The 23,914-nt window shown below is 68.2% G+C and carries 18 protein-coding genes and 2 tRNA genes; 14 read left to right on the forward strand and 6 right to left on the reverse strand.

Annotation, left to right across the window (positions count from 1 at the left end; genetic code table 11):
* Positions 1-124 precede the first annotated feature (124 nt).
* The 3 genes from gabT (at position 125) to E3O28_RS14790 (ending at position 4,532) form a co-directional block, all read left to right on the forward strand.
* The gene (gabT, locus tag E3O28_RS14780) at positions 125-1,486 is read left to right on the forward strand and encodes a 4-aminobutyrate--2-oxoglutarate transaminase (protein ID WP_104103312.1); all 1,362 of its coding nucleotides are present in this window, start codon (positions 125-127) and stop codon (positions 1,484-1,486) included.
* Between the two features lie 164 nt (positions 1,487-1,650).
* Positions 1,651-3,114, forward strand: a complete 1,464-nt coding sequence (locus E3O28_RS14785) for an NAD-dependent succinate-semialdehyde dehydrogenase (protein ID WP_134416606.1) — start codon at positions 1,651-1,653, stop codon at positions 3,112-3,114.
* A 59-nt stretch (positions 3,115-3,173) separates the two neighbouring features.
* Positions 3,174-4,532, forward strand: coding sequence for an NAD(P)/FAD-dependent oxidoreductase (locus E3O28_RS14790; protein WP_241973152.1), 1,359 nt, complete (start codon positions 3,174-3,176; stop codon positions 4,530-4,532).
* A 130-nt stretch (positions 4,533-4,662) separates the two neighbouring features.
* Here the strand turns inward: E3O28_RS14790 and E3O28_RS14795 are convergent, their stop codons facing one another.
* From E3O28_RS14795 to pepN, 3 genes are all read right to left on the reverse strand, one after another.
* The gene (locus E3O28_RS14795) at positions 4,663-5,121 is read right to left on the reverse strand and encodes a globin (RefSeq protein WP_134374200.1); all 459 of its coding nucleotides are present in this window, start codon (positions 5,119-5,121) and stop codon (positions 4,663-4,665) included.
* Positions 5,111-6,355 (reverse strand): mechanosensitive ion channel family protein, encoded by a 1,245-nt coding sequence (locus tag E3O28_RS14800; RefSeq protein ID WP_134374198.1) that lies wholly within the window; start codon positions 6,353-6,355, stop codon positions 5,111-5,113. The genes E3O28_RS14795 and E3O28_RS14800 overlap by 11 nt, the downstream gene beginning before the upstream one ends.
* A 302-nt stretch (positions 6,356-6,657) precedes the next feature.
* A complete protein-coding gene (gene pepN, locus E3O28_RS14810; protein WP_134374284.1) occupies positions 6,658-9,201 on the reverse strand; it encodes an aminopeptidase N in 2,544 nt (847 codons plus the stop codon).
* A gap of 548 nt (positions 9,202-9,749) precedes the next feature.
* Between pepN and E3O28_RS14815 the strand changes: the two genes are divergently transcribed.
* The gene (locus tag E3O28_RS14815; RefSeq protein WP_134400933.1) at positions 9,750-10,559 is read left to right on the forward strand and encodes a GNAT family N-acetyltransferase; all 810 of its coding nucleotides are present in this window, start codon (positions 9,750-9,752) and stop codon (positions 10,557-10,559) included.
* A 326-nt stretch (positions 10,560-10,885) separates the two neighbouring features.
* On the opposite strand, the gene E3O28_RS14820 is transcribed toward E3O28_RS14815, so the two are convergent.
* Together E3O28_RS14820 and E3O28_RS14825 are read right to left on the reverse strand one after the other, a co-directional pair.
* Positions 10,886-12,388, reverse strand: a complete 1,503-nt coding sequence (locus E3O28_RS14820) for an SDR family NAD(P)-dependent oxidoreductase (protein WP_104103326.1) — start codon at positions 12,386-12,388, stop codon at positions 10,886-10,888.
* 126 nt (positions 12,389-12,514) lie between these two features.
* Complete coding sequence (locus E3O28_RS14825) at positions 12,515-14,101, reverse strand: MFS transporter (RefSeq protein ID WP_233191541.1); 1,587 nt, start codon at positions 14,099-14,101, stop codon at positions 12,515-12,517.
* 186 nt (positions 14,102-14,287) lie between these two features.
* Between E3O28_RS14825 and E3O28_RS14830 the strand changes: the two genes are divergently transcribed.
* From E3O28_RS14830 to E3O28_RS14865, 8 genes are all read left to right on the forward strand, one after another.
* Positions 14,288-14,914, forward strand: a complete 627-nt coding sequence (locus tag E3O28_RS14830) for a disulfide bond formation protein DsbA (RefSeq protein ID WP_134416610.1) — start codon at positions 14,288-14,290, stop codon at positions 14,912-14,914.
* 23 nt (positions 14,915-14,937) lie between these two features.
* On the forward strand, positions 14,938-15,426 hold the full coding sequence (locus tag E3O28_RS14835; protein ID WP_104103334.1) for a ribose-5-phosphate isomerase: 489 nt from the start codon (positions 14,938-14,940) through the stop codon (positions 15,424-15,426).
* A gap of 2 nt (positions 15,427-15,428) precedes the next feature.
* Positions 15,429-16,412, forward strand: a complete 984-nt coding sequence (locus E3O28_RS14840) for a DNA-formamidopyrimidine glycosylase family protein (protein WP_104103336.1) — start codon at positions 15,429-15,431, stop codon at positions 16,410-16,412.
* A 57-nt stretch (positions 16,413-16,469) separates the two neighbouring features.
* Positions 16,470-17,108: an FMN-binding negative transcriptional regulator gene (locus tag E3O28_RS14845; protein ID WP_104103338.1), complete on the forward strand. Its 639-nt coding sequence runs from the start codon at positions 16,470-16,472 to the stop codon at positions 17,106-17,108.
* A 2-nt stretch (positions 17,109-17,110) separates the two neighbouring features.
* A complete protein-coding gene (locus tag E3O28_RS14850; protein WP_134416628.1) occupies positions 17,111-18,610 on the forward strand; it encodes an amidohydrolase family protein in 1,500 nt (499 codons plus the stop codon).
* 99 nt (positions 18,611-18,709) lie between these two features.
* On the forward strand, positions 18,710-20,119 hold the full coding sequence (locus tag E3O28_RS14855) for a sensor domain-containing protein (protein ID WP_104103344.1): 1,410 nt from the start codon (positions 18,710-18,712) through the stop codon (positions 20,117-20,119).
* A gap of 4 nt (positions 20,120-20,123) precedes the next feature.
* Positions 20,124-20,810, forward strand: coding sequence for a response regulator transcription factor (locus E3O28_RS14860; protein WP_104103347.1), 687 nt, complete (start codon positions 20,124-20,126; stop codon positions 20,808-20,810).
* A 73-nt stretch (positions 20,811-20,883) separates the two neighbouring features.
* Entirely contained in the window at positions 20,884-21,855 is a 972-nt protein-coding gene (locus E3O28_RS14865; protein ID WP_104103349.1) for an L-lactate dehydrogenase, read from the forward strand.
* A gap of 32 nt (positions 21,856-21,887) precedes the next feature.
* Here E3O28_RS14865 and E3O28_RS14870 read toward each other — a convergent pair.
* Positions 21,888-21,961, reverse strand: a tRNA-Gly gene (locus E3O28_RS14870).
* Between the two features lie 169 nt (positions 21,962-22,130).
* On the opposite strand from E3O28_RS14870, the gene E3O28_RS14875 reads away from it, so the two are divergent.
* A tRNA-Pro gene (locus E3O28_RS14875) sits at positions 22,131-22,207 on the forward strand.
* A 41-nt stretch (positions 22,208-22,248) separates the two neighbouring features.
* Positions 22,249-23,703: a trigger factor gene (tig, locus tag E3O28_RS14880; RefSeq protein ID WP_134416612.1), complete on the forward strand. Its 1,455-nt coding sequence runs from the start codon at positions 22,249-22,251 to the stop codon at positions 23,701-23,703.
* Positions 23,704-23,914 lie beyond the last annotated feature (211 nt).

Below are 23,914 nucleotides of genomic sequence, written 5' to 3' on the forward strand. Positions count from 1 at the left end.
CGAAAGTTCACCCGCGCGTTGTACACGGTGCCGGATGTTGCGGGTGGCCGCCCTGCGTAGCCTTCTGGAATCGGTATCGTCGCCGGCCCCGCGCCGATGCAACAGCCAGCGAACTGGAGCAGCAATGACCCTCGTAGACGCCCTTTCTGTGATCCCGGTCGGCGGACCGTCCCTTCCCCAGGAACGCCGCCTCGTCACCGCCATCCCCGGCCCGAAGTCCCAGGAGCTCGGACGTCGCAAGATCGAGGCCGTCTCCGCCGGGGTGGGAGTGACCCTGCCTGCCTATATCGTCGCGGCCGGCGGCGGTGTGCTTGTCGACGTCGACGGCAACTTCCTGATCGACCTCGGCAGCGGCATCGCCGTGACCGGCATCGGAAACAGCGCCCCCGAGGTCGTGGCCGCCGTGGCCGCCCAGCTGGCCCAGTTCACGCACACGTGCTTCACCGTGACGCCCTACGACTCGTACATCGAGGTAGCCGAGATGCTCAACCGGCTCACCCCGGGCGACCACGCCAAGCGCAGCGCCCTGTTCAACTCCGGCGCCGAGGCCGTGGAGAACGCCGTCAAGATCGCCCGGCACTACACCGGCAAGCAGGCCGTCGTCGCCTTCGACCACGCTTACCACGGCCGCACCACCCTGACCATGGGCCTCACCGCGAAGAACCAGCCGTACAAGAACGGCTTCGGCCCCTTCGCCGCGGAGATCTACCGGGCACCCATGTCGTACCCCTACCGCGACGCCGGACTCGACGGGGTAGGGGCCGCCCGGCGCGCCATTTCCCAGATCGAGAAGCAGGTCGGCGCCGACAACCTGGCCGCCCTGATCATCGAGCCGATCCAGGGTGAGGGCGGCTTCATCGTGCCCGCACCCGGCTTCCTTCCCACCCTGGTGGACTGGTGCCGCGCGAACGAGGTCGTCTTCATTGCCGACGAGGTGCAGACCGGATTCGCCCGCACCGGCGACCTCTTCGCCAGCAACCACGAGGGCATCGTGCCTGACCTGATGGTGATGGCCAAGGGCATCGCCGGCGGCCTGCCGCTCTCCGCCGTCACCGGCCGCGCCGAGATCATGGACGCACCGCAGGTCGGTGGCATCGGCGGCACCTACGGCGGCAACCCGCTCGCCTGCGCCGCGGCCCTGGCCACCATGCGCAGCTATGAGACCGAGAACCTGGCCCAGCGCGCCCGTGAAATCGGCGCCATCCTGACCGAGCGGCTGAACGCCATCCGTGCCGTCGACAAGCGTGTGGGCGATGTGCGCGGCCGCGGCGCCATGATCGCCATCGAACTGGTCGACCCGGTGACCGGAGACCCGGATGCCGCCCTCACCGGCCGCGTCGTGGCTGCCGCCCACGCCATGGGCGTCGTGCTGCTCACCTGCGGCACCTACGGCAACGTGATCCGCTTCCTGCCGCCTCTGAGCATCTCCGACGACCTCCTCGTCGAGGGCCTGCAGGTGCTGGCGAGCGTGCTCGCCGCCGCATGAGCCCTGGCTCCGCGGTCTCCTGCCCGAACCCGACGGGGGCACAGGGCGATCAGTCATACTGGGGGAATGCCGCGGGGAGGGTGGCGGAAACGCACTTTCTGCACGGCCTCCACCCCTGATCAAAACTTCATTCGCATTTCCCGTATCGCATCGGAAAGAGTCTCATCGTGTCCACTCGTGAAACCGAACTGCTCGCCCGCGTCCCGGACGGCCTCTACATCAACGGCACCTGGCAGCAGGGTGGCGGTAAGGCCATCGAGGTCACCGACCCGGCGACCGGTGCTGTGCTCAAACGGATCGCGAACGCGGATGCCGCCGACGGCATCCGTGCCCTCGATGCGGCTGTCGAGGCGGCCGAGTCGTGGGCGGCTACCGCGCCGCGTACGCGGGCCGAGATCCTGCGCCGGGCCTTCGACCTGCTGCAGGAGCGCCGCGATGACTTTGCGCTGCTGATGACCATGGAGATGGGCAAACCTCTCGCCGAGGCCAATGGAGAGGTCACCTACGGCGGCGAGTTCCTGCGCTGGTTCAGCGAGGAGGCCGTGCGCATCAGCGGTCGCTTCGGGCTGAACCCGGAGGGAACCGGCACGATGGTTGTCTCTCAGTATCCGGTCGGACCGTGCCTGCTGATCACTCCGTGGAACTTCCCGCTGGCCATGGCCACCCGCAAGATCGCCCCCGCGCTCGCCGCCGGCTGCACGGTCGTCGTGAAGCCCGCCGAGCTGACCCCGCTGACCACCCTCTTCTTCGTGCAGCTGCTCGAAGACGCCGGGGTACCGGCCGGCGTCGTCAACGTGATCACCACGTCGACCTCTTCCGCCGTTGCCGGGCCGATCATCGCCGACCCCAGGCTGCGGAAACTCAGCTTCACCGGGTCGACCCCCGTGGGCCGCAAGCTCATTCAGCAGGCGGCCCAGGGTGTGCTGCGCACCTCGATGGAGCTCGGCGGCAACGCCCCGTTCGTCGTCTTCGAAGACGCCGACCTGGACAAGGCCGTCGAGGGCGCGATGCTCGCCAAGTTCCGCAACATCGGGCAGGCCTGCACCGCGGCCAACCGTTTCATCGTGCACGAGTCCGTCGCCGCCGAGTTCGCCCGCCGCCTGACCGAGCGTGTCGGCGCGCTGAAGATCGGCCGGGGCACCGAAGCCGGCGTCACCATCGGCCCGCTCGTCAGCGAGGCTGCCGTCGCCGGCACCGACGCCCTCGTGCAGGACGCGCTGGCCCACGGTGCCACCCTGCTCGCCGGCGGCAAGCGCCCCGAAGGCGCCGGCTCCTTCTACGAGCCCACCGTGCTGACGGACGTGGCCCCGGCCAGCGCCCTCCTGACCGAGGAGATCTTCGGCCCGGTCGTCGGCATCGTCACCTTCGCCGAAGAGGCCGAGGGCGTGCGCCTGGCCAACTCCACCGAGTACGGCTTGATCAGCTACGTGTACACCCAGGACCTCGCCCGCGGGCAGCGGATGATCGCCAAGCTTGAAACCGGAATGATGGGTCTGAACACGGGCCTGGTCTCCAACGCGGCGGCACCGTTCGGCGGTGTCAAGCAATCCGGTCTGGGCCGCGAAGGCGGGCTCGAGGGCATCCAGGAGTACCTGTCCACCAAGTACACCCTCATCCCGGTCTCCTGACCGGCGACGTACCTGTTTTTCACCTGCTTCCCCACCACCAGAACGCAATGGAGCAATCCTTGAGCATCATCGAACGTGACATCGTCATTATCGGCGCCGGGGCATCCGGCCTGACCGCCGCGACCGAGCTGCGGAAGACCGGCCTCACCGTGGCCGTGCTCGAAGCGCGAGACCGCGTCGGCGGCCGCCTCCACACCGACGACATCAACGGTGCCATGCTCGAGATCGGCGGCCAGTGGGTTTCGCCCGATCAGGACGCACTCAAGGAGACCATCGCCGAGCTGGGCCTCGAGACCTTCGCGCGGTACCGCGAGGGCGAAAGCGTCTACATCAACGCCGCGGGGGAGCGAACCCGGTTCGAGGGCGAGATCTTCCCGGTCTCGGCCGACACCGAGCGCGAGATGGTGGCCCTGATCGCCACTCTCGACGAGCTCGTGGACCAGATGGACCCCGACCGTCCCTGGGCACACCCGCGTGCGGTGGAGCTCGACCAGATCTCCTTCCGGCGCTGGCTGGAGCAGGAGACCGACGACCAGGAGGCCCGCGACAACATTAGCCTCTTCATCGCCGGGGCCATGCTGACCAAGCCGGCGCACGCTTTTTCCACGCTGCAGGCCCTCCTGATGGCGGCCAGCGCCGGCAGTTTCAGCAACCTCGTCGACGCCGACTTCATCCTCGACGAACGGGTCGTGGGCGGGCTGCAGCGGGTGCCGATCCTGCTGGCCGAGAACCTCGGTGACGACGTATTCCTCGGGCAGGCCGCCCGCACCGTGCGCTGGGGCGACGCCGGCGTGAGTGTGCTCACCGACGACCTCGAGGTGCGTGCGCGTCGCGTGATCGTTGCCGTTCCTCCCGTGCTCTACACCCGGATCTCCTTCGATCCGCCGCTGCCACGCCGCCAGCAGATGATGCACCAGCACCTCTCGATGGGCTTCGTGATCAAGGTGCACGCGGTCTACGAGACCCCGTTCTGGCGGGAGGACGGCCTCTCCGGCACGGCCTTCAGCCCCTACGAGCTCTCCCACGAGGCCTACGACAACACCAATTTCAACGACCCGCGCGGCACTCTGGTCGGCTTCGTCTCCGACGAGGCCGCCGATGGCGTGTTCACCGTCTCGGCGGAGGAGCGCAAGCAGCGCATCCTCACCTCGCTCTCGCACTACTTCGGCCAGAAGGCACTGACGCCCGTCGTCTACTACGAGAGCGACTGGGGCACGGAAGAGTGGACCCGCGGCGCCTACGCGGCGAGCTTCGACCTGGGCGGGCTGGCTCGCTTCGGCGCGGACCTGCGCACACCGGTTGGCCCGATCCTGTTCTCCTGCAGCGACCTCGCCGGAAAGGGCTACCAACACGTCGACGGCGCAATTCGGATGGGACGCGCAACGGCCGCGGAGATCGTCGCCGAGCTCGACTTGTAAAGCAGGCGCGGCGGCATCCGTCGGCCGGCCTGGTTCGGTCGGCCTGTGTCTCGCGGCGCAGATTGCAGAAGCGGGCGCACGGTAGAACGTGCGCCTGCGTCCCAAGGGTGCGCCGAGAGCGGGTGCGCTGCTACTCGTCGAAGGTATTGAGCATTGCGAAGGCCGCGCGCTCGAGGTAGTCCCAGAGCTGGTCGCGCTGCAGCGGTGCAAGAGCGGCCTTGTCGACGGCGGCGCGCATGTGGTTCAGCCAGCGGTCGCGGGAATCCGGGTTCACCTTGAAGGGCTGGTGCCGTTGGCGCAGCCGCGGGTGGCCGCGCTGCTCGCTGTAGGTGGTCGGGCCACCCCAGAACTGCTCGAGGAACATGGTCAGACGCTCGGCGGCCGGGGCCAGGTCGTCCTCGGGGTACATCGGCTTCAGTACCGGGTCGGTGGCGACGCCGCGATAGAACTCGTTCACCAGATTCTCGAAGAACGGCCTACCGCCGACCTGCTCATAGAACGTGGCGCCGATCGCGGTGCCGTTCTCGCCCGCGCGCAGGTGGACCGCACCGGGCGTGGCAGGAGTGGGGGCGCCGGCGTCATTCGTCATCGTGAGTCTCCGGATCTGGTGCCGTGTGCGTGGGTGCCTCGGTCTTGGGTGTCGGGGCCTTGGGTGCCGCGGTCTTGGGTGTCGGGGCCGTGGGCACAGCCGGGTCTGTACCGGAAACATCCGCTGACGCTGCGCGTGGGTGGGCCTCCTGGGGCAGCGCGGTCGCGGCGTTCTTGGGTCGGCGGGGTGCGCGGGGAGCCTTTTTCTTCCGCACCGGGATCGGGGCCGTGAACGGGCCGGTGGTGAGGTCCGGCATGGCCGCGGCTGCTTCCGCGGCCGCGTCGGGCGTTCCCTCGGAGCCGGGGTCGGAGCCGGCGGCGACCGTGCCATCCGTGCCGGCCATGACCACGCTGTTGAGCGGAGTCAGACCGATGCCGAGCCCGTCCAGCGCCTTCTTCAGGTGCAGGCGCAGGTCGCGGGCGAAGTCCCACTTCGCCGCCACCCGGGTCTTGACGACGAGGCGCACGACGAGGGCCTCGGCGGAGATCGACTCGAGTCCCCAGATCTCCGGCTTCTCCAATATCACCGACCGCCACTTGCGGCTGGAGGCGAGCGCCTTCGCGACGCGCAGCAACTCGTTCTGCACCGCCTCGACATCGGACGAGTAGGGGATGGCGAGGTCGATGATCACGCGCGCCCAGCCCTGGGACATGTTGCCGACGCGCAGGATCTCACCGTTGCGCACGAACCACAGAGTGCCGTCGATGTCACGCACCTGGGTGACACGGATGCCGACGGTCTCCACAACCCCGGAAGCGAAGCCCACGTCGACGATGTCGCCCACGCCGATCTGGTCCTCCACGACCATGAACAGCCCGTTCAGGATGTCCTTGACGATGTTCTGCGCGCCGAAACCGAGACCGGCGCCGAGCGCGGCCGTCAGCAGGGCGAAAGAGCCCAGGATTTCATTGTTGATGATGTTGACGATCAGCAGGATAGTCACGATCAACAGGGTCACGTTGATGATATTCGAGAGCACCGAACCGAGGGTGCGGGTGCGCTGCACGACGCGCACGGCGGCTAGCGGCGAAACGCTCAGCGCCTGCGTGTCCTCCACGTTCTGTGTCTTCTTGACCCCCGTGACGATCTGTTGCACGACGCGGTCGATCACGAAGCGCAACACCCACCGGATGACCAGCGCGGCCACAATGATGACGACGATATTGATGACCCTGAGCCACAGGTCGATTTTGAAAAATTGAATCAGTTCAAGCCAGATTGCGTCAAAGTCCATAACGATCCGAGTCTACAGAGCCGCGTCCTGTCCAAGTCCTGAGTCCGCGGCTCCGCACCCAGCCGCACCCTGTTGACCCCTGCCACCCGCCCGAACGAATTCGACGGAGATTTCTACCCAGGTGACGAGCTGAACCGGTTTTGTGCGGCTCGGGGAGCAGAATCTTTGTCGAATTTATTAGGGGCGAGGGCGAGGGCGAGGGTGGGAGCGAGAGCGAGAGCGGGGGTGGGGACGGGGGCGAGGGCGAGGGCGGATGCGGCGTGGGGCACGAACGGCGCGGGCGGGCGGATGCCTCGGCGCGGCTACTCCGCGTCGCGCGCCTGGGCGGCGAGGGCGCGTTCGACCCCGGCCAGGTTCTCGATCACCAGGCGACGCAGTGCGAGCGGCTCCGGGTTGGCGTCGAGCCACTTTCGCGTCGCGGTGACGAGCGCCCGGTCAGCCAACGGCGCCGGGTATAGGCCGAGCACCAGCTTTTCCGCGATGGAGAAGCTGCGGGCGGCCCAAACCGGCTGCAACATGGCGAAGTACTGCTCGACGAACGGCTCCAGCAACGTGGTGTCGTTGGCCCGCAGGAAACCGGCTGCCGTGACCCGCACGATGGTGTTCGGCGCGGTGTCCACGTCGATCAGAGACGACCAGGCGGACTGCTTGCCCTCCAGGGTGGGGATGGCGGCGCGGGCCTGCGCGGCCGACTGGGCGCCGGTCGCGGTGTTGTCCGCGGCCAGTGCTGCGTCGATCTCGACCGCGTCGGCCTTGCCGCCGGCTACGAGGGCGATGAGCAGCTCCCAGGAGAGGTCGGTGTCGATCTCGAGGCCGTCGAGCGGCGCCGTGCCACCACGCAGCGCGGCAACGGATGCCAGCTGGCTGTCGGTGGTCGCGATGGCGGCGAAGAACTTCACGAACTGGAACTGCTCGTCGCTGCCGGCGTCGGCGTGGCGGGCGAGGGACCAGAGCGCGTCACCGACCTCCTTGACTGTACTCGTACGGAATTCCTCGGCGACGTAGTACGAGGCGGCGAGCACAACCTGGCCGAGCACGGTGCGCAGCGTGGTGGACTCGGATTCCGTCGCGACGTTGCCGAGCACAAGCGTGATGAAGTCGCGCGCCGAGGTCTCGGCGTCGCGGGTGGCGTCCCAGACCGCGCCCCAGATGATGGCGCGGGCGAGGGGGCTCTCGATCGCGGAGAGGTTCTCGAGGGCCACCTCCTGCGATTCCGGGTCGAGGCGGATCTTGGCGTAGGCCAGGTCATCGTCATTGAGCAGAACGAGGTCGGGTTGTTGGCGGCCGAGCAGTGACGGGACATCCGTCTGCTCGCCGTCGACGTCGATCTCGATCCGGTGAGTGCGCACCAGGGCGCCGTCCACCCGGTCGTAAAAGCCGATGGCGAGGCGGTGCGGGCGGATGGTGGGGTAGTCGGCCGCGGCGGTCTGCAGCACCGTGAAGCCGGTGATGGCGCCGGACTTGTCCACGACGATCTCGGGACGCAGCGTGTTCACGCCCGCGGTCTCGAGCCACAGCTTCGTCCACTCGGTGAGATCGCGGCCGCTGGAGGCTTCGAGCAGGGCCATCAGGTCGGTCAGCTCGGTGTTGCCCCACTGGTGCTTCTGGAAGTACGCGGCGACGCCGGCGAAGAATTCATCGCGGCCGACCCAGGCCACGAGCTGCTTGAGCACGGAGCCGCCCTTGGCGTAGGTGATGCCATCGAAGTTGACCTGCACGTCTTCGAGGTCGTTGATCGTGGCGGTGATCGGGTGGGTGGAGGGCAGCTGGTCCTGCTTGTAGGCCCAGCTCTTCTCCATCACGGCGAAGGTGGTCCACGCTTCGGTCCACTCGGTGGCCTCGGCGGTTGCCATGGTCGACGCCCACTCGGCGAACGACTCGTTCAGCCACAGGTCGTTCCACCACTTCATGGTGACGAGGTCGCCGAACCACATGTGCGCCAGTTCGTGCAGCACGGTGACGACGCGGCGTTCCTTGATGGCGTCGGTGACCTTGGACCGGAACACGTACGTCTCCGTGAAGGTGACCGCGCCGGCGTTCTCCATGGCGCCCGCGTTGAATTCCGGCACGAACATCTGGTCGTACTTGTCGAACGGGTACGGGTAGTTGAACTTGCCCTCGAAGTATGCGAAGCCCTGGCGGGTCTTCTCGAACAGGTAATCCGCGTCGAGGAACTCGAACAGGCTTTTACGGCAGAAGAGCCCGAGCGGGATGACGCGGGCGTCGTTGGAGGTCAGCTCGCTGCGCACGACTGCGTAAGGGCCGGCGACGAGGGCAGTGATGTAGCTGGAGATGGTGTGGGTGGGGGCGAACGCCCAGGTCTTGTGGCCGCTGCCGGCATCCGTCGGCTCGGGCGTGACGGAGTTGGAGATGACTTCCCAGGCGCCGGGGGCGGTGACGGTGAAGGCGAACGTGGCCTTGAGGTCGGGCTGCTCGAACACGGCGAAGACGCGGCGGGAGTCGGGCACCTCGAACTGGCTGTACAGGTAGACCTCGTTGTCGACCGGGTCGACGAAGCGGTGCAGGCCCTCGCCGGTGTTCGTGTACTCGGCGTCGGCGACGACGGTGAGCGTATTCTCGGCGGCTAGGCCGTCGAGCTGAATCCGGATGCCGTCACTGACGAGTGAGGGGTCGAGCGCGGCGCCGTTCAGCGTCACCGAGTGCACGGTGCGGGTGATCGCGTCGATGAAGGTGGACGCGCCGGGCGTCGCGGTGAAGTGCACCGTGGTCTCGCTGCCGAACGTTTCCGGTCCGGTCGTGAGGTCGAGGGTGACCTCGTAGCTCTGAACGGTGATGAGCGCGGCGCGCTCCTGGGCTTCGATCCTGGTGAGGTTCTCTCCGGGCAACGGTTTCTCCATCTCGGTTTCGCGGTCTGCACGCGCGCCGACGCTTGTGGCGCAGCGCACCGACAATCAGCCTAGCCAAGGAATATGGTGTCTGCACGAGGGTAAGCACCGACCCGCGGGCCGCGACGGACGACCGGTACCGTGAGTTTGCTGACGTGGGAGCGCGCGGTATAAGCGCCTGCTAAGAGGCGTGGGCGCACAAAGTGTCGGATGACCCGGCGACCTCCGCTCCGATCGACCGGCTCTCGGCACTGAAACGGCTTCGTGCTCGCGCCCGATGCCGAACTCCTCGCAGTCCCCCGGCCGCATAGGCGGGCGCTGCACTGGCGGTGAGCAGGGACCGTCGCCCCGGCAGGTGAGCGGAGGCGTCGCCCGGCCGTGCGCGTGCGCTCACCCGACATCCGGTGTCTGGTGTCCCGCGTCCGGTGTCGGGCGTGGAGTCAATTCGACGGAGATTCTGCGGAAAAGGGCGGATTGAGGCCTCCGTGGAGCCGTTTCGCGCAAAATCTCCGTCGAATTCGTTCGGGGCGGCTCTAGGGTTATCCACAATGACAACCCGAGACGCGCTCCGTGATGCCTACGACGCACAGCTTCGGCTCTGGGTTCCGACCGACCGGCCCACGGGCATCCGTTACGAACTGTCGGGCCCGGTTCTGCGGATCTTGGGACGGCACCAGGGGCTCGTCGAGACCGCTCGCGACGTGGGTGCGACCGGCGCGGCGCTCGACGCCCTGATCGCGGAGCACCGCGATTTCTTCGCTGCCCGCGGCGAGGCCTTCGAGTGGAAGACCCGCGGCCACGACCTGCCAGCCGATCTGCCGGACCGCCTGCTTGTGGCCGGCTTCGTGGCCGAGGAGCTGGAGACGGTCGTCGTCGCCGAGACCGAACGCCTGAACGCCGTGCCGGTGCTGCCGGTCGGCGTCACGATCAGGCAGGTCGACACCCGGGCCGACTTCGAGCGCATCGCCGCGCTGCAGTCGCAGGTCTGGGACGAGGACTACGCTTGGCTGGCCGACCAGCTGGAGGCCGGTGTGCGTGAGGCCCCGGGCGACGTGCTCGTGTTCGTCGCCGAGGCCGGCGGCGTGCACGGCGGCGAGCTCGTCTCCTCGTGCCGGCTCGAGTTCACCCGCGGCACTGATTTCGCGGGACTCTGGGGTGGGTCGACCCTGGCCGCCTGGCGGGGCCGCGGCATCTACCGGGCGCTGGTGGCATACCGCGCGCGGCTCGCGCACCAACGCGGTGTGCGCTACCTGCAAGTGGATGCCTCCGACGATAGCAAACCGATCCTGCTGCGGCTGGGCTTTCAGGCCATCACGACGACGACCCCCTGGGTCTGGACCCCGCCGGCTCCTGACTGAGGTGCGGTTCGGCGGGGCGCGATCCCGGTGCCGGCACCCAGCGGCATCCGCTCGCCGCACCAAAATGGCCCGCACCATGTCGCCCGCCCGAACCAATTCGACGGAGATTCTGCCGAAACCAGGCCGCAACCGGCCGCCCGGGTGCGCAAACCTCAAAATCTCCGTCGAATTGGTGAGGGGCCTGCCGGCTGTCCTGCTGCCTGTCCAGCGCGCCGACGTGACTCGCCGACTCGACCCGCCGACTCGACCCGCCGACTCGCAGGCCGACCCCGCCGACGACCTGCCCCGCCGACTCGCAAGCCGACCCCGCCGACGACCTGCCCCGGCTACCAGGCGCCGGGCTTGTAGTCCTTGAGGAAGACGCCGCAGAGGTCCTCGCCGCCCTCGCCGCGCACAATCGGGTCGTAGACCCTCGCCGCGCCGTCGACCAGGTCGAGTGGGGCGTGGAAGCCCTCCTCGGCGAGGCGGATCTTGGTGGGGTGCGGCCGCTCGTCGGTGATCCAGCCGGTGTCGACGCTGGTCATCAGGATGCCGTCGGACAGCATTTCCTTCGCGCTCGTGCGGGTGAGCATGTTCAGCGCGGCTTTGGCCATGTTCGTGTGCGGGTGGCCGGGCCCCTTGTAGCCGCGGCCGAACACGCCCTCCATCGCCGACACGTTCACAATGTAGGTGCGGCGGGCGTCGGATGCCGCGAGCGAGCCACGCAGACGGCTCACCAGCAGGAACGGGGCCGTGGTGTTGCACAGCTGCACCTCCAGCATCTCCAGCGGGTCGACGTCTTCCACGTTCGCGGTCCAGCTGTTTTGGGAGTGCAGGTCGGGCACGAGCCCGCCGGCGTCGATCGCGGTGCCGGCGGCGAGACGCGCTAGAGACGAGGAGCCCGGTGCGAGCGCCAGGGCGGTCAGGTCGTCGGCCGTGAGTGCGCCACTCGCTCCGGCTGCTGCGGCCAGGATCGGGTGGCTGGTGACGGATGCCGCGAGCGCGGTCGGGTGCGCGTCACTGGTGTGCCCGAACGTGACGATCTCCGGGATGACGCCCTCCGGCAGCGGCGACTGCTCGGCCTCGACCAGCATCGAGTAGGAGCCGGGGGAGCGGCGCACGGTCTGGGCGGCGTTGTTGATCAGGATGTCCAGCGGCCCGGCCGCGGCGACGGAGTCGGCCAGGCCGATCACCTGGGCCGGGTCGCGCAGGTCGATCCCGACGATGCGGAGACGGTGCAGCCAGTCGGCCGAGTCCGGCATGGCGCTGAAGCGGCGCACCGCGTCGCGCGGGAACCGGGTGGTGATGGTGGTGTGGGCGCCGTCGCGCAGCAGGCGCAGGGCGATGTACATGCCGATCTTGGCGCGGCCGCCCGTGAGTAGGGCGCGCCTGCCGGTCAGGTCGGTGCGGGCATCCCGCTTCTCATGGCTCATCGTCGCGCAGGCAGGGCAGAGCTGGTGGTAGAAGGCGTCGACGAGGGTGTACTTCTGTTTGCAGATGTAGCAGGCCCGCGGCACGAGCAACTCGCCGGCCGACGCCCGGTCGGTGCCCAGGCGCAGCTGGGCGCCAATGGTCTCGTCGTCGATGCGGGTGGCGGCGCCGGTCGCGGTCGCGGCGATGACCTCCCGGTCGGCATCCGCAATCGCCTGCCGCTTCTCGCCGCGTCGCACCATCTTGACGGACTTGAACATCTTGGCGGTGGCCTGCCGCACGGTGACGAAATCGGGGTCTTCGGGGTCGATCTCGCTGAGCGAGGCGAGCACGCGCAGGGCGATCGCCATCTCGGCAGGGTCGATGCTGAGGGTGGACACGGCCCCGGGAGCGGGCTCGGTCGGAGGCGTCGTGGTCATCGAACAATTCTACGATGGCCCCCGCGATGGCCCGGCCCGGTGCACACAGCACACAGACCGGTGGCCCGGCGCGCCGAGACCAGGGTCTCCGAACGCCGGGCCACCGGTCGATGCAGCAGGGTGTCGCTAGACCTTCAGCGGCTCCGGCTCGGTTTCCGGCTCCGTCGCGAGCGATGAGAGATCCATCGACGAGGTCGGCGGCTCATAGGTCTCGTCGAACGGCATCTCGTCGGTGTCCAGGGCAGGGTTGTCATCCTGCGTGGCTACCAGTTCGCGGGCCTCGAAGACCGAGTCCACGCTGGGCATCGAGCCGATCAGCGGACGCCCGGCAGACTCGCGCAGGAAGAAGATCGCGATTCCACCGATGACGGATGTCCCCATCAGGTAGTAAGCCGGCATCATGTCGTTCTCGGTCGTGGCGATCAGCGCCGCGATGATGAACGGCGTCGTGCCACCGAAGATGGCCACCGAGAAGTTGTACGCGATGCCCATGGCACCGTAACGGCTTTCGGTCGGGAACAGCGCCGGCAGGGCCGAGGCGAGGTTGGAGACGTAGAACGTGACGGGCAGGGCGATCAGAGCCAGGCCGAGCAGCGTCGTCCAGATCTCGCCGACGCCGATCAGCATGAAGGCGGGGATGGAGAGCACTACGGCGCTGAGCGAACCCATCCAGAGCACGGGACGACGACCGATCTTGTCGGACAGGCGGCCGGCCAGGGGGATGCAGAGCGCCATGATAACGAGGATCGGGATGGTGAGCAGTGTCCCGTGCAGCTCGTCGTAGCCCTTGGTGGCGGTGAGGTAGGTCGGCATGTATGAGGTGAGCGCGTAGCCGAGCGTGTTGGCCGCGGCGACGAGGATCATGGCGACGATGATGCCGCGCCAGTGGTTCTTGAAAATGCTGACCGGGCTGTTGGACGGGGCGGACTCGTCGGAGAACGACGGGTCGGTCGCGGCCAGTTCCTTCGCGTCCAGGGTGGCCTGGAAGGTGGGGGATTCCTCGATCTTCAGACGGAACCAGATGGCGATCAGGCCGAGCGGTCCGGCGATCAGGAATGGGATGCGCCAACCCCAGTCTTCCATGACGGGCTGCCCGAGGGTGACCTGCAGGATGGACACGAGCGCGGCGCCGATGGCGAAGCCGAGGTAGCTGCCCATATCGAGCAGGCTGGCGAAGAAGCCGCGGTGCTTGTCGGGCGAGTGCTCGCTCACGAAGGTGGTCGCACCGGCGTACTCACCGCCGGTGGAGAAGCCCTGCACGAGTTTGGTGAAGACCAGCAGCGCGGCGGCGAGCATGCCCACTTGGGCGTAGCCGGGCAGCAGGCCCACGGCGAAAGTGGATGCCGCCATCAGGATCAGGGTCATCGACAGCACCTTCTGGCGGCCGATCTTGTCCCCGAGCCAGCCGAAGAACACACCACCCAGCGGACGGGCGATGAACGTCGCGGCGAAGGTGCCGAGCAGGAACAGGGTCTGCACGGTCGGGTCGGACTCGGGCAGGAACACCGGACCCATGGTCGTGATGAGGTAGCCGAACACGCCGACGTCGTACCACTCCATCGTGTTTCCCACGATGGTTCCGCCGAGGGCTTTCTTCAGCCTTGACTGATCGACCACGTTCACGTGCGACACCTTCAAGCGGCGCTGCAGGAGCGGATTCTTGGTCTTCACCGCCGTGCCGTCGGCACCGGAAAGTGAGCTGGTTCTGGGCATGGGAACTTCTCTCGTAGAGATCATGTTGCTGCGAAAAAAAGGGGCCCGCTTTCGGGCATAACGAATAATTTTAGTCGGAAATAGGCAACAACCAGACATTTTGCCGAGGATACCCTCTCTGGACAGGGGTTTACGTCCGGTCTCCGTCGGCGCTTTCCCAGCCGGGAGACACTTAGGCTGGGCCCCATGGCTGACTCTGTGAAGTTCTGGTTCGACCCCTCCTGCCCCTGGGCCTGGATGACCTCCCGCTGGGTGGAGGAGGTCTCCGCCCTGCGCGGTTTCGACGTCGAGTGGAAGGTGATGAGCCTCGCCGTCCTGAACGAGGACCAGGACGTGTCCGAGGAGTACCGCGCGTTCTTCCCCCGGGCTCTCAAGTACACCCGCCTGGTTGCTGCCGCACAGGAACTGCACGGCCAGAAAACGGTCAAGGCGCTCTACGATGCCCTGGGCGCCCGCATCCACCTCGGTGGCAGCACAAACCCCGACGAGGTCATTCCCGCCGCGCTCGCCGAGGTGGGCCTGCCGGCATCGTTCGCGGAGTGGGCCGACAGCGACCACTACGACGTGCAGATGCGCGCCAGCCACTTCGACTCCATGGAGCGGGTGGGCCAGGATGTCGGCACCCCCGTCATCGCCGTGAACGACGTGGCCTTCTTCGGCCCGGTCATCTCGCCCGCGCCGAGCGGAGATGTGGCGCTCAAGCTTTGGGACGGTGTGGTGGCCGTTGCCGGGTACGACGGTTTCTTCGAGCTGAAGCGCTCCCGCACCCGCGAGCCGATCTTCGCCGCGGCTGCGACGGTACCAGCCGAGTAAGCCGAGTAAATATAATCGGTTGCATGCGCATCCACATCGCCACTGACCACGCCGGCCTCGACTTCAGCCACCAGCTGGTCACGCACCTCGCCCTTGCCGGTCACGAAGTCGTGGACCACGGGCCGGAGGTCTACGACGCCCTCGACGACTACCCCGGTTTCTGCATCCGGGCGGCCGAGGCCGTCGTCGCCGACCTGTCCGTCGGCGTCGACGCGCTCGGCGTCGTCTTCGGCGGCTCGGGCAACGGCGAGCAGATGGCCGCTAACAAGGTGAAGGGCGTGCGCGCCGCGCTGGTCTGGAGCCTCAGTACCGCCAGGCTCGCCCGCGAGCACAACGACGCGAACGTCATCTCCATCGGTGCCAGGCAGCACAGCATCGAGGACGCCATCGACTTCATCGACGCCTTTATCTCGGAGCCGTTCCCCGGCGACGAACGCCACTGCCGCCGCATCCTGCAGCTGGCGGAGTACGAGGCGCACTGCACCATCAACGGCACGCGTCTCGCCGACTAGCCGTGCCTGAGGGTCATTCCGTCCACCGCATTGCGCGCCAGTTCGCCCGCAACTTCGTGGGTAAAAGCATCCGACTGTCGTCGCCGCAGGGCCGCTTCGTGGACGGCGCGGCGATGCTCGACGGCCACATCATGACGGATGCCCGTGCCGTCGGCAAGCAGATGTTCCTCGAATTCGACAACGGGCTCTGGCTGCGCGTGCACCTGGGGCTCTACGGCGCCTGGGACTTTGCCGGGGACATCCAAGCGCACGGTACGGACGCCGCCATCAAGGGTCGCAGGCGCCGGACCGTCAGGCGCGACGCGGGTGACGTCATGCAGGGCCTGGCGGGGGAGGACTCGCTGCAGAGCATCGGCGCGCCCCGGCTGACCCGGCTGCGGATGGCGGAAGACGAGAAGGTCAGCGTCGAGCCCGACGGCTTCCCGCCCGCACCCATCGGCCAGGTGCGGGTGCGTCTGCTGGCCGACGACGTCGTTGCGGACCTGCGCGGGCCCACGGCTTGCGTGGTGCTCGACTCTCAGGAGGTGCACGTGGCGATGGACCGTCTCGGGCCGGACCCGATGCTCGACGACAGCCGCGCCGCCGAGGACCGCTTCGTCACGGTGGTGCGGAAGAAGCCCACCCCGATCGGGCGCCTTTTGATGGACCAGTTGGTGGTCAGCGGCATCGGCAACGTCTACCGGGCCGAGTTGCTCTTCCGTGCGCGCCTGAACCCGTATGCGCCGGGCAAGTCGCTCAGCGACGAGCAGTCCCGTGCGCTCTGGCGAGACTGGGCGCACCTGCTGAAGATCGGCGTGTCGACCGGGCAGATGATGACCATGGACGGCCTCGGCGACGCGGCTTATGGGCGAGCCCTGAGGCGACGGGCCGACCGGCACTGGGTGTACAAGCGCGAGGGGCTGCCCTGCCGGGTCTGCGGCACCCACATCACCGTTGAGGAGATGGCCGCACGCAAGCTCTACTGGTGCCCGAAATGCCAGGCCTGACCTGCTCGCCCTGATCTGCTTCACCTGATCTGAACCCACGACCAGAACGGGACACCGATGAGACACAACCCCATTTTTGAGCAGGGCGACCCGGCCGAGATCCGCCGTCTCATCCGGGAGAACCCATGGGCCACGCTGATCAGCCACACCGAGTCCGGTCTGGTGGCCTCGCACTACCCGGTACTGCTCGACGAGGAGGCCGACGAGACCGACGGAATCGTGCTGGTCAGCCACGTCGGACGCCCCGACGAGGCCCTGCACGAACTCGGCCGGCACGAGCTGCTGGTGATCATCCAGGGACCCCACGGCTACATCTCGCCCGGCTGGTACGACGCGGCACCCGCCGTTCCCACCTGGAACTTCGTCGCCGCGCACCTGAACGGCACACCCGAACTACTCAGCGACGAGGAGAACCTGCGGGTGCTGGACCGCCTGGTCGACCACTTCGAGGAGCGGATGCCTGAACCGCGTCGCCTGTCCGGCACCGAGGCCAACGCCGCCTACGCCGCCCGTATTGCGGCCGGTACGGTCGGCTTCCGGCTCAGGGTGAACCGCCTCACCGCCAAGTGCAAGCTCAGCCAGAACAAGCCGGCCGAGACCGTGGCGCGCATTCTGGGTGAACTCGAGGGAGACGGTCCCTATGCGAGCCCGGGCCTGGCAGCCGAAATGCGCCGGGTGCACGGGGTCGACCGGTGAGCGTGTCCACGCCCGCTCCGGCAACAGCGTCGGCCCCTCCGCTCGTCTTGCGGAACGGCCGGCTGCCGGGAAGCGACGAGATCGTCGACACGCTGATCGTCGACGGCCGGGTGCGCCGGCTCGGGTATCTGAGTCAGTCGGCTGCGGGCATCCGTTCGGTCGATCTGGAAGAACGCTGGCTGATTCCGGGCCTCTGGGACAACCACGTGCACTTCAGCCAGTGGGCGCAGACGAATCAGCGGCTGGATCTGTCCGGCACCGACGGTGCCGCCGCCGCGGCCGACCTGGTGGCCGAACGGGTGCCCGGCGTTTCGAGGGGGGAGACCCTGGTCGGGTTCGGGTTTCGCGACGCTCTGTGGCCGGATGCCCCGAGCCGGCCCCTGCTGGACGCCGCCGCCGGCACCGTTCCGACCGTGTTGATCAGCGGTGACCTACACTCATGCTGGCTGAACTCGGCCGCGCTCGCCCGCCACGGCCACACGGAGCACCCGACCGGGCTGCTCCGTGAGGAGGACTGCTTCGCCGTGGTGCGCACGCTCGCCGAGGTGCCCGATGTCGTGATGGACGGCTGGGCCGACAGCGCGGCCCGGGCCGCGGCGGCTCGCGGGGTCGTGGGCATCGTCGACATGGAGATGGACTGGAACCTCGCCACCTGGCTGCGGCGCATCCAGGGCGGCACCGACTCGCTGCGGGTGGAGTTCGGTATCTACACCCAGCATTTGGAGCGCGCCATCGCACTCGGTCTGCGGAGTGGGGCCGGCATCGACGGCACCGGCGGGCTGCTCACGGTGGGATCCTGCAAGGTGATCACCGACGGCTCGCTGAACACCCGCACCGCGTACTGCGTCGACGAGTACCCCGGCCTGGAGGGCCAGCCCGGGTCACGCGGGATGCTCACCGTGCCGCCGGAGGAGCTGCTCGCGCACCTGGGCCGGGCCGTGGCCGCGGGCATCCGCCCCGCCGTGCACGCCATCGGCGACCGGGCCAACGCGCTGGCCCTCGACGCCTTCGAGCAGCTCGGCTGCGCCGGCAGCATCGAGCACGCGCAGCTGCTCACGAGGGAGGACGTCGCCCGTTTCGCCCGGCTCGGCGTGGTAGCGAGCGTGCAGCCCGAGCACGCCCTCGACGACCGGGACGTCGCCGACCGCTACTGGGTGGGACGCACCGACCGGGCCTTCGTGCTGAAGAGCCTGCTGAACGCCGGGGTCACGCTCGCGCTCGGGTCCGACGCCCCGGTCGCTCCGCTGGACCCGTGGGTGAGCATCGCCGCCGCCGTCGGGCGCACTCGCGGCAGCCGCGAACCCTGGCACGCCGAGCAAGCCATCTCCCGGCAGGCCGCGCTCGCCGCGTCCGCGCGCGGCCGGCACCGCGTTCTGGCGGGAGACGTCGCCGACCTCGCGGTGTGCGAGATCGACCCGTTCGTCGCCTCAGTGCCCGACCTGCGACGGATGCCCGTGGCCGCCACCCTGCTCGCCGGCCGCTTCACCCACACCACCCTCTGACCTGGGGGGTTACCCCCGGCGAGATCCGGTTGGCAGCGGGATGTCGTCTACTCGACCCGGCGATCAGGCTGAGTACCGACAGACTTACTGGAGGACACCATGACCGCACCGACCGAAACCCCCGCACGCGCCGGCTATCGCGCGCTCTGGCGGCGCGTGCCGCAGGAGCTGCTCTTTCTACTGCTGACCCTGCCGGTGGTCGTGATCGCCCTCACCGTTCTGAGCACCGTATTCTTCACCGGCATCGGCCTGCTCGCCGCCGTCGTTGGGATCGTCGTCGTCGTGGCGTCCCTCTACCTCGCCCGCGGCATCGGTCTGGTCGAACTCGCCCGCCTGCGCTGGGCCGGCCAGCCTGCCATCACCCCGCCGCGGTGGGCGACGCCGGGGGAGCCGGCCACCACCCTCCGCGCCCTGCTCGGCCCGCTCGTCAACGGGCACTACTGGCTCTACCTGCTGCACGGCATGGTCGTGAACTTCGTGGTCGGGCTTGTCAGCTGGATCGTCACCGTAGTCTGGCTGTCGGTGGGCCTCGGCGGCGTCAGCTACTGGATCTGGGGCCGCTTCCTCCCCGAGGACCGGAACGACGACCTGCACGCGATCATCCTGAACTGGATTCTGCCGGGCACCACGCTCCCGATCGACCCGCTCCTGGCCGAAAGCCTCCTCCAGCTCGTCCTGGGCATCCTCTTTCTGCTGACCCTGCCGTACATCACCCACGCGTTCACCCGGCTGCACCAGTTCGCGGCCCGCGGCATGCTGGGCGCCTGGCGGTCCGAGGCCCTGCAGCGTGAGGTCGCCGACCTCAGCGCGTCGCGCGGGGCGGCCGTCGCCGCGGAAGACCAGTCCCTGCGACGCCTGGAACGGGACATCCACGATGGTCCGCAGCAGCGCCTGGTGCGCCTGCAGATGGACCTCGCCAGCGCCGAGCGCAAGCTCGATACCGACCCGGATGCCGCGCGCACCCTGATCGTGGAGGCCCGGGAGCAGGCTCACGACACCCTCGAGGAGCTGCGGGCGCTGTCCCGCGGTCTGGTGCCGCCCCTCCTGCAGGACCGCGGTCTCCTCGCCGGCCTCGAGTCCCTGGCCGCCCGTAGCACCATCCCTGTGCGGCTCGAGCTGCAGGTCGACCCGGCGCTGCGGCTGCCCAGCGAAATCGAGCGGAGCGCGTATTTCGTCGGCGCGGAGTTGCTCACCAACGCCGCCAAGCACTCGCGGGCCACGGACATCCGTCTGCACCTGGCCCTGCGCGCCGTCCCCGACGATGGGAGCACCGGCAGCCCTGCCAGCACGGGGGCCGCCGGCGTCATCTGGCTCGACATCTGGGTGATCGACGACGGCATCGGCGGGGCCCGGCTGACCGATGCCCACGGCCTGCAAGGACTCGACGAACGCCTGCACGGCCTTCGCGGGGTGTTGTCGGTGCGGAGCCCCGAGGGTGGCCCGACCGCGATCGGGGCACACATCCCACTGCCCGCGGCCCGGCCGGCGCGAGCGGTCGCCGTATCCTGAACGGATGACCGACCTCGCTTCAGCCATTCTCGCCGCTCCCTCCGCCCCACCCCTGCGGCTCGTGCTGGCCGAGGACTCGGTGCTGCTCAGAGAAGGTCTGATCCGCCTGTTCGACGAGGCCGGGTTTGTGACCGTCGCGTCCTACGGCGACGCGGATTCCCTCCTGGCCGAGGTAGACGCGCTGCGGCCCGACATCGCCGTGCTGGATGTGCGGATGCCGCCCACCTTCCGGGACGAGGGCGTGCGCGCCGCGCTGGAACTGCGCCGCAGGTTGCCGTCGGTGGGCATCCTGCTGCTCAGCCAGTATGTGGAGGGCACCTACGCGCATGAACTTCTCGCCGCCGGCAACGGGGGACTGGGCTACCTGCTCAAGGACCGGGTGGCGTCGCTCGACGAGCTGCGGGACGCCGTGACCCGGATCAGCGCGGGCGGCACCGTGCTCGACCCGCAGGTCGTGCGCGAGTTGCTGGCCCGCCGCACCGACCCGGTCGCGGCCCTCACCCCGCGTGAGCGTGACGTGCTCGGGCTGATGGCGGAGGGGCGCACCAACGCCGGCATCGCCGCGAAGCTCGTGATCGGCGTCGGCGCGGTCGAGAAGAACGTCACCTCGATCTTCCAGAAGCTTGGCCTCGACGACTCGGGCTCCGACCACCGCCGGGTGCTGGCCGTGCTCACCTACCTGCGGCACTGACCCTGCGGCACTGACTCAGCCACGGATATCCGGATACTCGGATCCGGCCCGGTCAGGGGTGCAGAATGAGCTTATGAGCGAGATCGCGAATTCCAAGCTGGCCATCATCGGAGCCGGGGCCGTCGGGTCGTCCCTGGCCTACGCCGCACTGATCCGGCAGTCCGCGCGGGAAGTCGTGCTCTACGACATCAACGGGCCCAAGGTGGAGGCCGAGGTTCTCGACCTGGCCCACGGCACCCAGTTCACGGGTGCTTCCTGCGTGGCCGGCGGCAGCGACCTCGACGCCATCGCGGGGGCGAACATGGTCGTGATCACGGCCGGGGCCAGACAGCACCCCGGTCAGTCCCGGCTCGAGATGGCCGGCGTCAATGTCGGGATCCTGCGGGAGCTGATGCCCCAGCTGGTCGAGCGAGCCCCGGACGCCGTCTATATGCTCGTCACCAACCCCTGCGACGTGCTTGCCTATGCTGCCCGCCAGTTCAGCGGGCTGCCGGCCACGCGCGTCTTCGGGTCGGGCACGGTGCTCGACTCCTCCCGGCTGCGCTGGATGCTCGCGCACCGGGTCGGCGTCGCGATCGCCAATGTGCACGCCGTGATCGTCGGAGAGCACGGCGACTCGGAGTTCCCGCTCTGGTCCCAGGCCCGGATTGGCCCGATCTCCCTGGCCGAGTGGGTGCAGGACGACATCTCGCCTAAGGGTCTGGTGCCGTTCTCGGAGGCGGAATTCGACGCGATCACCGAGAGCGTGAAGACCGCGGCGTATACGGTCATCGCCGGCAAGGGCGCCACGAACTACGCGATCGGGCTTTCGGGCGCCCGGATCGTCGAGGCCGTGCTGCGCGACGAGGGCGCCGTGCTTCCGGTCAGCTCGGTGCTCACCGACTACCGGGGCGTCAGCGACGTGGCGCTGTCGGTGCCGAGCGTGATCAACGCCGAGGGCGTCTCGCGCGTGATCGAGGTTCCCTTCAGCGAGAAGGAGCAGGAGCTGTTCGAGCACTCGGCGGCGACGTTGCGCACGACGCTGAACGGGCTCGGACTCGACTGAGCCGTGTAAGACGATCCGTCCAGGATGTTGTGTGGAGGGGATGACGGGAATCGAACCCGCGCCATCAGTTTGGAAAACTGAGGCTCTACCATTGAGCTACATCCCCCGGGCGCAGTCCCCCGCGCACTCACTCAGCGTAGTACACGTCGACGGTCGCCAGCTGCACGCCTCGACCCGCGGCATCCGGACCGTGCAGTAGACTTATCGAGGTCATTCCGCGAATTGCGCGAACTCTGCGCGCCAAGCGGATGCCATCACCGGGTTGAGAAATTGTCCGGGGCGTAGCTCAGCTTGGTAGAGCGCTCGGTTTGGGGCCGAGAGGTCGCAGGTTCGAATCCTGTCGCCCCGACCAACACCCCCTAAATACATCGGTCGAACACAGGAGATTGCCACGTGAAGTCCACGGTAGAACAACTGAGCCCCACTCGCGCGAAGGTCACCATCTCGGTGGCTCCCGAGGAGCTGAAGCCCAGCATCACCCACGCCTACGGCCACATCGCCGAGGACATCAACATCCCCGGCTTCCGCAAGGGCAAGGTCCCGCCGGCCATCATCGACCAGCGTGTCGGCAAGTCCGCCGTGCTCGAGCATGCGGTCAACGAGAGCCTCGACGGTTTCTACCGCTCGGCCGTGACCGAGCACAAGCTGCGCCCCCTGGGCCGCCCCGAGGCAGACATCGTCGCCTGGCCCAGCGACAAGGACTTCTCCGGAGACCTGGAACTGGCCATCGAGGTCGACGTGCGCCCCGAGATCGACCTGCCGAACTACTCCGGGCTGAAGCTCACCGTCGACGCCGTCGAGGTGTCCGATGAAGAGGTCACCGAGGAACTCGACAACCTGCGCAGCCGCTTCGGCACTCTCGTCACCGTCGATCGTCCCGCTACCACGGGCGACTTCGTGCAGATCGACCTGATCGCCGCCATCAACAGCGTCGAGGTCGACAACGCCACCGGCATCTCCTACGAGGTCGGATCCGGCGACCTCATCGACGGCATCGACGAGGCGCTCGACTCTCTCAGCGCCGGTGAGACCACCACCTTCAATTCCAACCTCATGGGTGGGGACCACGAGGGCGAGACCGCCGAGATCACCGTCACCGTCGGCGCCGTCAAGGAGCGCGAGCTTCCCACCGCCGACGACGACTTCGCGCAGATCGCCAGCGAGTTCGACACCATCGCCGAACTGACCGAGAGCCTCAAGGGCCAGGTCGAGCGCTCCAAGGTCTTCGGCCAAGGCACCCAGGCCCGCGAGAAGCTCGTCGAGCAGCTGCTCGAGTCGGTCGAGGTTCCGATTCCGACCGCGATCATCGAGGACGAGGTGCGTCGCCACCTCGAGGGCGAGAACCGCCTCGAAGACGCCGAGCACCGCGCCGAGGTCACCGAGGCCAGCGAGAAGACCTTCCGTCAGCAGATCCTGCTCGACACCATCGCCGAGGCCGAGAAGGTCCAGGTCAGCCAGGACGAGCTCACTCAGTACCTGATCCAGGGCGCAGCCCAGTACGGCATGGACCCGAGCGAATTCGTCCAGGCGCTGAGCGGCAACGGTCAGATCCCGTCGATGGTGGCCGAGGTTGCCCGCAACAAGGCCCTCGCCATCGCGCTGGGCAAGGCCGAGGTCGTTGACTCCAATGGTAACGCCGTCGACCTGTCCGAGTTCGTCGCGGTCGCCGACGAGGTGTCCGGCGAGGACGAGGAAGAGGAGATCGAGGAGGACGACTCCGACGCCGCCGAGGTCGAGGCCGAGGTCGACGCCGAGGTCGAGGCCATCAAGGCCGCCAAGGCCACGGCAGCGAAGGCAGCCAAGGCCAAGGCCACCGCGGCGAAGAAGAAGGCCGCCGCCAAGAAGTAGCACGACGACCGCTCACGCGGGCGTTCGGGTCGGATGTCACAGACATCCGACCCGTTCCGCGTTTCTGCCCTGCCGCCCCCGCTCTCGTCCCTTGCCCTCAGCTCTCCCGCCCTGGACCAATTCGACGGAGATTTTCGGGTTAAGGGCCGTTATGCACGATTTTCGGGGCCAGGAGAGCAGAATCTCCGTCGAATTGGTTCGGAGCGACTGA

The organism is Cryobacterium sp. TMT2-14 (genome assembly GCF_004402465.1).
GTDB classification, from domain to species: domain Bacteria; phylum Actinomycetota; class Actinomycetes; order Actinomycetales; family Microbacteriaceae; genus Cryobacterium; species Cryobacterium sandaracinum.